Genomic DNA, 11,135 nt, shown 5'->3' with positions numbered 1-11,135 from the left:
CAGCTCGCCATCATGTTCGAAGACCGCTTCCCAATGGCCTAACACAACGCGTCAGGCACAAAATTCGGCACAGTCTCTCGGTAGTGCAAATTGGCTCACTACACCTTCATCTCGCACCGCTTTGCCATATGCACCGAAAATGGCGTGTAGTGGTGTCGATGGATCGCACGGCATACCTCGATCCGCTAGCAGTGCACGGAACCGCTTCACGCAGTATGTGTGTATGCGATCGAGTGCCACATCAGGCTTGTTGCCGATCAGATCCCCAGCGATCGACGCTCGTAGCTTGGGCAAAGTCGTATCGCTCGAGAAGTCCTTGAACGCCTCGTCCAGATTAAGCGATGAGGAGTTCTCCAACTCGTTGGTGAGCTGTTCGAGCCACATCTTGAGTCGCGTCTCCTGATCGGAATTGTCTTCCACGAAACCGTCCAGGCTACAACGATAGTCCCATAGTGCGCGAAGGACGCGAGCAACGAGGCGTGGCTCGGCGACCTCGATAAAACCCCTCAGCGTCTTGCCCTTGCTATCGCCCTCGATCTGATAACGTTCGTCAAAAATATTGAAATCGAAGAATTCTTCAAACCATTCACCCATGGTCCGGTCAGAGAAATTCAGAACGTAGCCACCACCACTGTGAAATATCTGGTCGAAGGTGATTCTGTGCTGCGGCGTCAGCCGGCGTGTTCGACCGAGTATTTCCGGTTGCTTATTGGGATCTGGAGCGGTGCTTTGCATCATTCCTCAAGATAGTCCGAGGGGTACAGGTCGCGCAACTTCGAGAGGGCACGTACCGCCGCTTGACATCTCGAACTCGACCGAAGCTGCGCTAGGTTAGGAGCGACCGGCTTGCCCCGCAACTCCGGCTTGTCGCGCTGCTCGACCGAGGCATAGAACGCATCCATATCCACATGGATGATCTTGCCGATATTCCTGTCTGGCTCGGCGGCCTCCCCGATCTGTTCTCCCGATCCCGACATGCTTCGTCGTCAACCTGTCGGAGTTGCCGGTTTTTCGATACCTTCCAGCCGATCGGCGGGCAAAGGTCGTTGCAGGGCCTTCGCCTCGCGCCAGTCGGCCGTCAGCCAGACCTCCACCTCGTCGGAATTGGTCAGGATCACTGGCATTGCCTTGGGATGGATCGGCTTCACCACTTCGTTGGCATCAGTGGTGAGGAAAGCGAAGAGTTCATGTTCGCCCGGTCTCGGCGTGCGGTTCGATCCGCGCGTCCCTTCCCATCGGGTCCAGATCCCGGCGAAGAAGAACAGGGGCTGCGCCTGGTCGAGCGCGAACCAGTAGAGTGGTTTGCGCTTCGTCACCGGATCAGGCACCTGCCCGTATTCCGAGAACGCCGTCGCCGGGACGACGCAACGGTGCTCAACCCCGAGCCACTGTTGCCAGTGCCGTATCCAGGTCTTGCGAACATTGGTGACGCCGGTGTCAGGCGCGTCCGGGGTCTTCAGATGCTCGACCGGCGTGGGCATTCCCCATGTAAGGCGAGCAAGCTCCAGCCCGCCATCGGTTTTGCGCACGACCGGCGCGGGCCGGTCGGGATAGACGTCGAGGATCGGTTCCAGATTGCCGATACTGTCGTGGGTGAGCGCCACGAAATCCCGGATCGCCTGCTGGTTGGTGGTCAGATTGTAGAGATTGCACAAACCCGCTTCTCCGATTTTGCGGCCATCATACGCCAGAAGTTCCGGCAAGGCTTCCGATCACATCTTACGAGACTCAGATTGACTCCCGCCGCGCACTAGAACAAACAAAGAACATAACGACAGGATTTGCCCTTGAGAAGATCCGGAGCCTGCCTTCCAGATGCACGAGCTCGCCATCAGTCCAGCCATTGCGGCCCTTCGTGTGCGAATCGCGCAGCTTGAAGGTGATGGCGCTCGCGCGCGGGAAGTGCTGCCCTTCGGCGTTCCGTCTCTGGACCGCAAACTGCCCGGTGGTGGGTTGGCTCTTGGCTGTCTGCATGAGGTTGCGGGCGGCGGCAACGGCGCCGTGGACGGCGCGGCGGCGGCCTGTTTCGTGGCCGGGATCGCCGCGCGGACCCAAGGCAAGGTGCTGTGGTGCGTCGCCCAGCAGGATCTGTTCGCGCCGGGCCTGGAACAGGCCGGCCTGCCGCCCGATCGCGTCATCCATGTCGAGGCCGGCGATGACAAGTCGGTCCTGGCCTGCATGGAGGAAGGCCTGCGGCACGGTGGGCTGGGCGCGGTGGTCGCCGATATTGCCCGGCTGCCGATGACCGCCTCGCGGCGGCTGCACCTGGCCGCCAAGGAAAGCGGCACCATCGGCCTCGCCCTGCGCCGCTGGCGGCGGCAGGCCGAGGCCAGCGATTTCGGCCAGCCGACGGCGGCGATGACCCGCTGGCGGATCTCGGTGCTGCCGTCCCGGCCTTTGCCCGTGCCCGGCGTCGGTCGCGCGCGCTGGCTGATCGAACTGATCCGGGCGCGGGCGGGAGAATCCCTCGATATCGAACTGGAGGCGTGCGATGGCTCGGGTCATCTCGGTCTTCCTGCCGACATGGCCGACAGACCGGCTGCGGCGGAAGGCCGGCGACACAGCGCCGCCAGTTGAGGTGCCGCTCATCATTGCAGGACGTGATCGTAACCGCCGTATCGTGACGGCGGTCGACGCGACCGCGCAGGCGCTCGGCCTGCGGGTCGGCATGCCCGTCACCAAGGCGCAGGCGCTGGTGCCGGGACTGGTGATTGAACCCGCCGACCCAAAAGCCGATGCCGAAAGCTTGGAGCGCCTCGCGCTCTGGGTGTTGCAACGGATCGCGCCGATTGTGGCGGTCGATCCGCCGGACGGGATCGTGATCGACTCTACCGGCGCGGATCATCTGCATGGCGGCGATGCGGCGATGCTCGATGCGCTGATCGGGCGGCTCACCTTGTCGGGTGTGTCTGCACGGGCCGCCATTGCCGACACCTGGGGCGCGGCCCATGCGCTGGCGCGCTATGGGTCCAATCCGGTGCTGATCGCCATGCCGGGGGCCAGCATCGACATGCTCGCGCCGCTGCCGCTGGAGGCTCTACGGCTGTCGCCCGCGATCCCGGCTGGCCTGCGCGATCTGGGGTTTTCCCGGATCGGCGATCTGATCGGCCAGCCCCGCGCGCCCCTGACGCTGCGCTTCGGGCCGGAACTGTCCCGTCGGCTGGATCAGGCCCTGGGCAACAGCGCCGAACCCATCGAGCCGCTGCGCCCCGAGGACATGATCGAGGCGCGGCGCAGCTTTGCCGAACCCATCGCCGCCGCTGAGACCATCGCCCGCTATATTGGAAAGCTGGTCGCAACGCTCTGCGAGGCGCTGGAGGTCCGCGGCCTCGGCGTGCGCCGCCTCGACCTGCTCTGCCACCGGATAGACAGCCGTGTCGAGACCGTCCGCATCGGCCTCGCGCGGCCGGTGCGCGACCCTCAGCGCCTGACCCGGCTGCTCTGCGACAAGATCGAGACCATCGACCCCGGCCTCGGCATCGAGATCATGACGCTGACGGCCACGCTGGCGGAACCCATGACCGAGCGCCAGGCCGTGAGCCACCTGATCGAGGCGCCCGAGCCTGACCTGTCAGGCCTGATCGACACGCTCGCCAACCGGGTCGGCGCCCGCGCGATTTATCGCTTCGCGCCGGTGGCCAGCGATGTGCCCGAGCGATCCGTCTGCCGCATTCCGGCCCTGGCGGAAGAGACCGGCGCGGGCTGGCCCGATCACTGGCCGCGCCCCTCGCGGCTGTTGCCCCGTCCCGAGCCGATCGAGACCATGGCGCTGCTGCCCGACCATCCGCCGAACTGGATCTCGTGGCGCGGCGTGCGGCGGCGGGTGCGCCGGGCCGATGGCCCCGAGCGGGTCTTCGGGGAATGGTGGAAGCGCGATGCCGAGCTGGTCGCGGTGCGGGATTATTTCCGCATCGAGGATGACGCTGGCGAACGCTTCTGGATCTTCCGCGCCGGTGACGGCGAGGATGTCGCCACCGGATCGCATCGCTGGTTCCTGCACGGGGTTTTCGGATGAATGCGCCCCGCTATGCCGAATTGCAGGTCACCACGCAGTTTTCCTTTCTGCGCGGGGCCTCTTCGGCCGAGGAATTGTTCGCGACGGCGGCGGCGATGGGGATCGAGGCGCTGGCGGTGGTGGATCGCAATTCGCTGGCGGGCATCGTTCGCGCCCATGAGGCGGCGAAGGCAACCGGCATCCGGCTGATCGTTGGCTGCCGCCTCGATCTCGCCTGCGGCATGTCGGTGCTGGTCTATCCGACCGACCGAGCGGCCTATGCCCGGCTCTGCCGGCTGCTGACGCTTGGCAAGGGCCGGGCCGGCAAGGGCAAGTGCCACCTGGAATGGGCCGATCTCACCGCCTATGGCGAAGGGCTGATCGCGGTGCTGGTGCCGGATGATGCCGATGAATACTGCGGGTTCCGATTGCGCCGTTTGCGCGATGCCTTCGGCGACCGGGCCTATCTGGCGCTGACCCTGCGCCGCAGGCCCAACGACCAGATGCGGCTCTGGGAGCTTTCGCAACTGGCGCAGCGGATCGGCGTGCCGACCGTCGTGACCAATGACGTGCTGTTCCACGAGCCTGGCCGGAGGATGCTGCAGGATGTGGTCACTGCGATCCGCCACAACACCACCATCGACCAGCTGGGCTTTCGCCGTGAGCGTCATGCCGACCGCTATCTCAAGCCGCCCGCCGAGATGCGCCGGCTCTTCGCCCGCTGGCCCGAGGCGCTGGCCCGCACCATCGAGATCGCCGACCGTTGCCGCTTCAGCCTGGATGAGCTGCGTTATCAATATCCGGAGGAACGCGACGATCCCGCACTGACCCCGCAGGAAACACTGGTGCGGATGACCTGGCAGGGCGCGGCCAACCGCTACCCCGAGGGCGTGCCGGATGAGGTGACGGCGGCGTTGCGCCATGAGCTGACCCTGATCGGCAAGCTCGATTACGCGCCCTATTTCCTGACCGTGAACAGTATCGTCCGCTTTGCCCGGTCGCGCGGCATTCTCTGTCAGGGGCGGGGATCGGCGGCGAACAGCGCCGTCTGCTATGTTCTCGGCATCACCGCCATCGACCCCGGCCGCAACGATCTGCTGTTCGAGCGCTTCGTCTCCGAGGAACGCCGCGAACCGCCGGATATCGACGTCGATTTCGAGCACGAACGCCGTGAGGAAGTCATCCAATGGGTCTATGAGAACTATGGCCGTGACCGGGCCGCGCTGACCGCCACCGTGACCCGCTATCGCTCCAAGGGCGCGCTGCGCGATGTCGGCAAGGCCATGGGGCTGCCCGAGGATCTGATCCAGACACTCTCCGGCCAGCTCTGGGGCTGGTCCGAGACCGGTGTCAACGATCAGCAGCTTCGTGAGTTGAACCTCAACCCGGAGGATCGGCGTTTGCGCCTGACCCTTGATCTGGCCGCCCAGCTTCGCGGGGCGCCGCGGCATTTGTCGCAACATCCCGGCGGCTTTGTCCTGACCCATGACCGGCTGGACGAGTTGGTGCCGATCGAACCCGCCGCCATGGCGGATCGCCAGATCATCGAATGGGACAAGGACGACATCGACGCCTTGCGCTTCATGAAGGTGGATGTGCTGGCGCTGGGGATGCTGACCTGCATGCGCAAGGGGCTGGATCTGATCGTGGAACACAAGGGCATCGCCCTTGATCTGGCGACGATCCCGGCCGAAGATCCGCGCACCTATGCGATGATCCGCAAGGCGGACACGCTGGGAACCTTCCAGATCGAAAGCCGGGCGCAGATGTCCATGCTGCCGCGCCTGAAGCCGCGCACCTATTACGATCTGGTGGTGCAGGTCGCCATCGTCCGGCCTGGCCCGATCCAGGGCGATATGGTCCATCCCTATCTGCGCCGCCGCGAGGGGTTGGAAGAGGTCGATTATCCGACACCCGAACTGGAGAAGGTGCTGGGCAAGACCCTCGGCGTGCCGCTGTTTCAGGAACAGGCGATGCGCGTCGCCATTGAATGCGCGGGCTTCACCCCCGGTGAGGCCGATATGCTAAGGAAGAGCATGGCCACATTCAAGCACACCGGCGGCGTCTCGAAATTCCGCGCCAAGCTGATCTCGGGCATGGTTGCCAAGGGCTATGAACAGGACTTTGCCGAACGCACCTTCCGGCAGTTGGAGGGCTTCGGCTCCTACGGCTTTCCCGAAAGCCATGCGGCAAGTTTCGCGCTGATCGCCTATGCCTCGGCCTGGCTGAAATGCTGGCATCCCGATGCCTTCTGCGCCGCGCTACTGAACAGCCAGCCGATGGGATTCTATGCCCCGGCCCAGATCGTGCGCGATGCGCGCGACCATGGCGTCGAGTTGCGCCCGATCTGCGCCAATGCCTCCCGCTGGGATTGCACGCTGGAGCCGACCGGCAACGAGGCGCGCTTTGCGGTTCGGCTTGGCCTGCGCATGGTCAAGGGGCTTGCCAATGCCCATGCGGCGGCGATTGTCGCCGCCCGTGCCGATCAGCCATTTGCCTCGGTCGAGGATCTCTGGCGGCGGGCCGGGGTTCCGGTCGCCGCATTGGTCCACATTGCCGAGGCCGACGGTTTCCGCCCGCCCTTCGGCCTCGCGCGCTGCGAAGCGCTTTGGGCGATCAAGGGGTTGCGCGACGAGGAACTGCCGCTGTTTGCGGCAGCCTCGGCACGCGAGGGCCTGACGGTTTCAGAGATATCGGAGCCGTCCATCGCCCTGCGGCCGATGGCGGCTGGCGGCGAGGTGGTCGCGGATTACAGCCATACCGGCCTGTCGCTGCGCCGCCATCCGGTTGCCTTCCTGCGCGAGGCTCTGCGCAAGCGCCGCATCGTCTCCTGCGCCGAGGCGATGTGCGCGCGCGACTGCCGCTGGCTGGAGACGGCGGGGATCGTCCTCGTCCGCCAGCGGCCTGGTTCGGCCAAGGGCGTCATGTTCATCACGATCGAGGACGAGACCGGCATCACCAATCTCGTGGTCTGGCAGAAAGTGTTCGAGTGCTATCGGCGGGCCATTCTCTCATCGAGCATGATTGCCGTCAGGGGGCGCGTTCAGCGCGAGGGCGAGGTCGTGCATCTCGTTGTCCATCGGATCGTCGATCTGTCGCGGGATTTGGCCAGCGTTGGGCAACGCGACGTGGCGGCCCTCCTGCCGGATGGCAGAGGAAGCGAACTCCACCAAGAATCTCCGACGCCTGATCTGCGCGGTCAGCCACCGAAGGGGCTGCGGGCGTGCAGTATGGCTGTGCCCGACCCGCACGTCGACGCGATCAGGGTAAAGACGCGGGATTTTCGGTAATGGTCGGAACCTTTACGACACCCAGCAACCTCGCATTGACCGCAGTTGCAGAAAACGAAATCGGCTCTTTGCGGCCGCACGACCGCACAGAGGCTAACTTCTGCTTTCCTTAGCCAGATTGATCGTACGGCAACAGGGATGCTTGAAAACTTGCCTGCTACACTCAGTCGTCGACCAGCAGCAGATACATCCGCATGCGATCCACCACCGCAGGATACTCTTCCATGTTTGAGATCTCTGGCTCACGCTCGATAGTGGCGGAATAGGCCTGATGCGTCTGAACGCGGCTCAGGAAGCCACGCTTGATATCGCTAAAGGCGAGCTTGCTCGGGGTGTCGAAGCCGCGTCTGACCCCGGCTGCAAGGCAGCCAATGACAGAGACCGGCGTAGCCGTTCCGTCGGCGACGGTAGGTATCTCGCTTGCCGTGCGCGCGGCTAGACCGGCAGCGAAGGAAAGGCTGAGCGGCACTAGCTGAGAGACTAGCTCACGGGCACGCGGGCAATTCGCTTTTTCAGCGGGGTCACCGCCGAGTTGTCTTTCGATTTCGTGCAAGGGTTCGCCGCGTAGCCAGGCCAGAATGCCGGGTTCGAGGTTTCTTACGGCGTCGGCCGTCAGCGGTCCGTCCTTCTTGTTTCCGGTAGCGCCGAGAATTGTTCTACCATCACGGATCAGAATGGCATCGCGCGCATCCTGATCCTCTGCGAGCCAGTTGATGATCCATGACGTCCAGTCCGGTATTGTCTGGGGTAGCCGTTCAATCTGATCCTCGATCCTTTGCCGCAGCGATTTGAGGATGCCGAGCGGCGCGCCGCTCTGGGTGGCAAGCTCCGCCAGGACCTGATCATCAGCCTCCTTCGCTCTCTCGCCGATAAGCTCGTTCAGTCGCGCGACTTTCGCATCGAACTCCGCCTTCTGATTGATCCTTATGGCATTGAATGCAGCCAGTGACCGCCCTATCGAAAAGCGCGTCGTTGCCTCGGTTTCTGCTCCTTCAGGCGCGACCGCAGTGGCCAGGCGGTTCAGGGCATACTCGACATCGGGATCGGCAGCAGCCGCCACATTAATGCGATCAAGAATTGTCTGCAGGGGATCGCTCAGGGAAAGGCAGCGGTCGTCCTCCGGCAGTACCGACTTCAGCTTGTTGAGCACCTCTTTCGTGAAGGGCCTACCTTGCCTGAATTGAAGCACGCCTTCAGGGATCAGGAGCACGATGCCGTTCGCGAGGTGACCGGCGCGCCCTGCACGGGCCGCAGCATTCAGTATCTCGTGCGCCTCCAGGTCTTCACGCCCTCCTTCGTCTGGGTCGCTGCGCTTGTCCCCGGCAAGAATGGCAATATGAGCCGGAAGGTTGAGACCCTGTGCCAGCGTCGGTGTAGCGACGATGACTTTTGCCCCGTCTGCACGGCGGAACAAGCGTTCTGCCAGATCGCGCTCCAGCCTGAGCATCAGCGCATTGTGGGGCACGGCGGCGGCGGGCCCGGGCAAGATCGCGTGTTCCAGCCCGCCAAGCTCGATCTCCAGCGCCTTCCATCTCTCTTCCTCATCTTGCGTTTGCTCTGGCGGGTCACCCAACAGCGCCGAGATTTCACGCGCAGTGGACGCGGCAGTATCCTTGCGGTTGACGAAGACGATGCCTTTCAGGCCGTTGCGCGCCGCAGCAGCCGCAACTTGCGCGGCGACCTTGTTTACATTCGGCGTCAGATAGATCGAACCATCCCGGTTGAGCTTACCGGTTAACGTGACCGGCGCATCGGATATGGCCGTCAGGGTGCAGCTTGGCGCTGCACCGGCCAGCCAGTTGTGTCGAAGCCCGAAGAGAGCATGCGGCGGGCACTGCAGAGCTTCGGCAGCCGGTTTGCGCAGGTTCTTTGCGCGCTTTTTCTTCCGGGCATCCTCCGCGCGCTGAACGGCGATCGCGTTGCGTGTCATCTGCACGATGGCGGCACTCTCATACAGCAGGACGCCGCGCGCCTGTCGGCTCGGCTTCCAGAGCGGATCGGCAAAAACACAGGTGCGACCGGTGAGCTCTTCAATCCACTCTGCGAATGCAGCGCCATTGTCGAGCATCGCGGAAAGGAACAGGAAGTCGGCTTCCGGTGCGATGCTGTTGAAGGCAAGGACGCAGAACATTCCGTCCAGCGCCCGGCGGAGATTCGATACGGGGCTGAGGAGATGACATTCGTCAAAGACCAGCAGCCCTACGTTTTCAAAAGCCTCGGGCGAATATGACAGAAGCGCAAGACAGCGCTCCGGCGTCATGACCTCGATGCTTTCGAAGTTGGTGCCGGAAGCGAACAAGCGGTCGAAATCGCTCGAAACAACCGAACCTTCCAGCGATTCCGGGAAGACCTTCTGCAGATCGTCGGAGAGCTGATCCACAAGCGCGTGAGTTGGAGCCAAGAACACAACCGACTTGCCGCTTGCGAGTACAGCAGCAATCTTCAGGCAAGAGACCGTCGTTTTTCCCGCGCCGGTCGGCAGAACGAGCACGGCGGACTTGCCGCTCTCGTGGAATCCTTTCGCTATGGCCTCCCTATGATTGGGCCAGACGAAAGGTGCGGCATTCGCACGATACCTCAGCCAGCTTCGCCAGTAATCCCGATCTGAACCATCGGGTGGCTGCAGGCGTGTAACCGCCGCGCCCGCAATGGAGTCATAGGCTGCCACCAGCAGTGATGCGAGGTGACGCGGTCCCGGATAGGTGGTCTGAAAATTCTGGGACAAATCGCCGAGGCGCCCGTGCTCCAGCGAAGAGAGGGCCAACACGCGGGCGAACGCCGCTCTTGCGCCGTCGAACCGCCTTGCCGCCTTCTCTGGCACATCCTCTGCCAGAACTTCCGCAGCAAACAACTCGACACCGACGACGAGGCTCTCGAAGAGCGCCGTTGTCCCCCGCTGTTCAAGCAGTCCGCCGGAGAAGAACCCCTCCGGACGGCGCTGCGCGCGGTCAAGAATGCTCCGGAAATTGCCGCGCGCTAGGTCACGGATATCTTCTGCCAGAATCGTGCAGACATAGTCCTGCTCTCCATCTTCCGGCCTGATAAAGCGCGCGGCTTCGTGGGCGTCCGCATACTGCTCGGCCACCAGAAAAAGCACCGCGGCCGCGATCGCCGGATGGATGCGATCCCGATCCATGATGGCAACAGACCCGGCAGCGTCGGTCTGCGCGAGGTCCTGCGCCAGAATTTGATGCGCCGTGCCGGCAACGAATGCCGCCGCCCTGCGGTAGTCGGCATCGCGCCGGACGGACACAACGATCTCATAGGCGTCGGCAATACGGGCGAGAGGCCATTCGCCGTCAGCAGCGCCGTCACCCGCCGCATCTTCAGCGCCTTCGACGCGTCTCATTCTGCGGGCAGCCAGTTCTGCATACTGCGCTGTAAGCAATTGCGGCAGCTCGGCAGGATTCAGGCCTGGCAAGGCTGGCGCAGTACGCATGATTTCCGCTGTCACCGGATCGAACATTAGTGATCATCCTCCCCGAGCTCGTCAATGAAGGCGATTGCCCGACCGGCAATTTCGTCAAACCAGGTGCGCAGTTCCGAAGGCGGCAGGAATGTCGCCCCGATTCGCTGCGCCCCGGTGATCTTTTCAAGCCCCTCATATCCTTTGAATAAGGCTTTGCGTCCCAGCTCCGAGTCGTGGTTAGGGTTGATCGTCAATCCGGCGCGGTAGGCCCTGAATGCCATATCCAGTACCCGCCCTGCAGCCTCCATGACCGCTTCGTCGGGAATCCTACCGGCTCTGTTGCACAAATCGGCTGCTGATCGGACTTCCCCTTTCCCCGGACAGATTTATCCTGCGACCTCTGTGATGGGCGTGCCGAGCGCGGTGAAGCCGTTGAGCACGG

The 11,135-nt window shown here is 63.5% G+C and carries 8 protein-coding genes; 3 read left to right on the top strand and 5 right to left on the bottom strand.

From position 1 onward, the window contains the following. Window positions 1-51: 51 nt before the first annotated feature. Genes RGD00_RS22020 through RGD00_RS22010 form a run of 3 tightly spaced genes read right to left on the bottom strand, consistent with a single transcriptional unit; the run spans window position 52 to window position 1,703 of the window. The gene (locus tag RGD00_RS22020; RefSeq protein ID WP_310459388.1) at window positions 52-738 is read right to left on the bottom strand and encodes a hypothetical protein; all 687 of its coding nucleotides are present in this window, start codon (window positions 736-738) and stop codon (window positions 52-54) included. Further along, on the bottom strand, window positions 735-977 hold the full coding sequence (locus RGD00_RS23500; RefSeq protein ID WP_058098288.1) for a Y-family DNA polymerase: 243 nt from the start codon (window positions 975-977) through the stop codon (window positions 735-737). Before RGD00_RS23500 ends, RGD00_RS22020 begins: the two co-directional genes overlap by 4 nt. A gap of 9 nt (window positions 978-986) precedes the next feature. Next, complete coding sequence (locus RGD00_RS22010; protein WP_255471297.1) at window positions 987-1,703, bottom strand: SOS response-associated peptidase; 717 nt, start codon at window positions 1,701-1,703, stop codon at window positions 987-989. Between the two features lie 112 nt (window positions 1,704-1,815). On the opposite strand from RGD00_RS22010, the gene RGD00_RS22005 reads away from it, so the two are divergent. From RGD00_RS22005 to RGD00_RS21995, 3 genes are read left to right on the top strand one after another with little or no spacing between them, the layout of a single operon-like run. Further along, the gene (locus RGD00_RS22005; RefSeq protein ID WP_058098286.1) at window positions 1,816-2,577 is read left to right on the top strand and encodes an ImuA family protein; all 762 of its coding nucleotides are present in this window, start codon (window positions 1,816-1,818) and stop codon (window positions 2,575-2,577) included. Further along, entirely contained in the window at window positions 2,492-4,015 is a 1,524-nt protein-coding gene (locus tag RGD00_RS22000; RefSeq protein ID WP_310459387.1) for a Y-family DNA polymerase, read from the top strand. Before RGD00_RS22005 ends, RGD00_RS22000 begins: the two co-directional genes overlap by 86 nt. Further along, window positions 4,012-7,284 carry an error-prone DNA polymerase gene (locus RGD00_RS21995; protein ID WP_310459386.1) on the top strand — a complete coding sequence of 1,091 codons (3,273 nt, stop codon included), beginning with the start codon at window positions 4,012-4,014 and terminating at the stop codon, window positions 7,282-7,284. The genes RGD00_RS22000 and RGD00_RS21995 overlap by 4 nt, the downstream gene beginning before the upstream one ends. 163 nt (window positions 7,285-7,447) lie before the next feature. Here the strand turns inward: RGD00_RS21995 and RGD00_RS21990 are convergent, their stop codons facing one another. Together RGD00_RS21990 and RGD00_RS21985 are read right to left on the bottom strand one after the other, a co-directional pair. Further along, on the bottom strand, window positions 7,448-10,750 hold the full coding sequence (locus RGD00_RS21990) for a DEAD/DEAH box helicase (RefSeq protein WP_310459385.1): 3,303 nt from the start codon (window positions 10,748-10,750) through the stop codon (window positions 7,448-7,450). Then, window positions 10,750-11,001: a hypothetical protein gene (locus tag RGD00_RS21985; RefSeq protein WP_310459384.1), complete on the bottom strand. Its 252-nt coding sequence runs from the start codon at window positions 10,999-11,001 to the stop codon at window positions 10,750-10,752. The genes RGD00_RS21990 and RGD00_RS21985 overlap by 1 nt, the downstream gene beginning before the upstream one ends. Window positions 11,002-11,135: the final 134 nt, after the last annotated feature.

Origin of the sequence: Ruixingdingia sedimenti (assembly GCF_031432425.1) — a bacterium.
Lineage (GTDB): Bacteria > Pseudomonadota > Alphaproteobacteria > Rhodobacterales > Rhodobacteraceae > Ruixingdingia > Ruixingdingia sedimenti.
The sequence above is the reverse complement of the archived record's forward strand: the minus strand, read 5'-3'. Positions and strand labels throughout refer to the sequence as shown.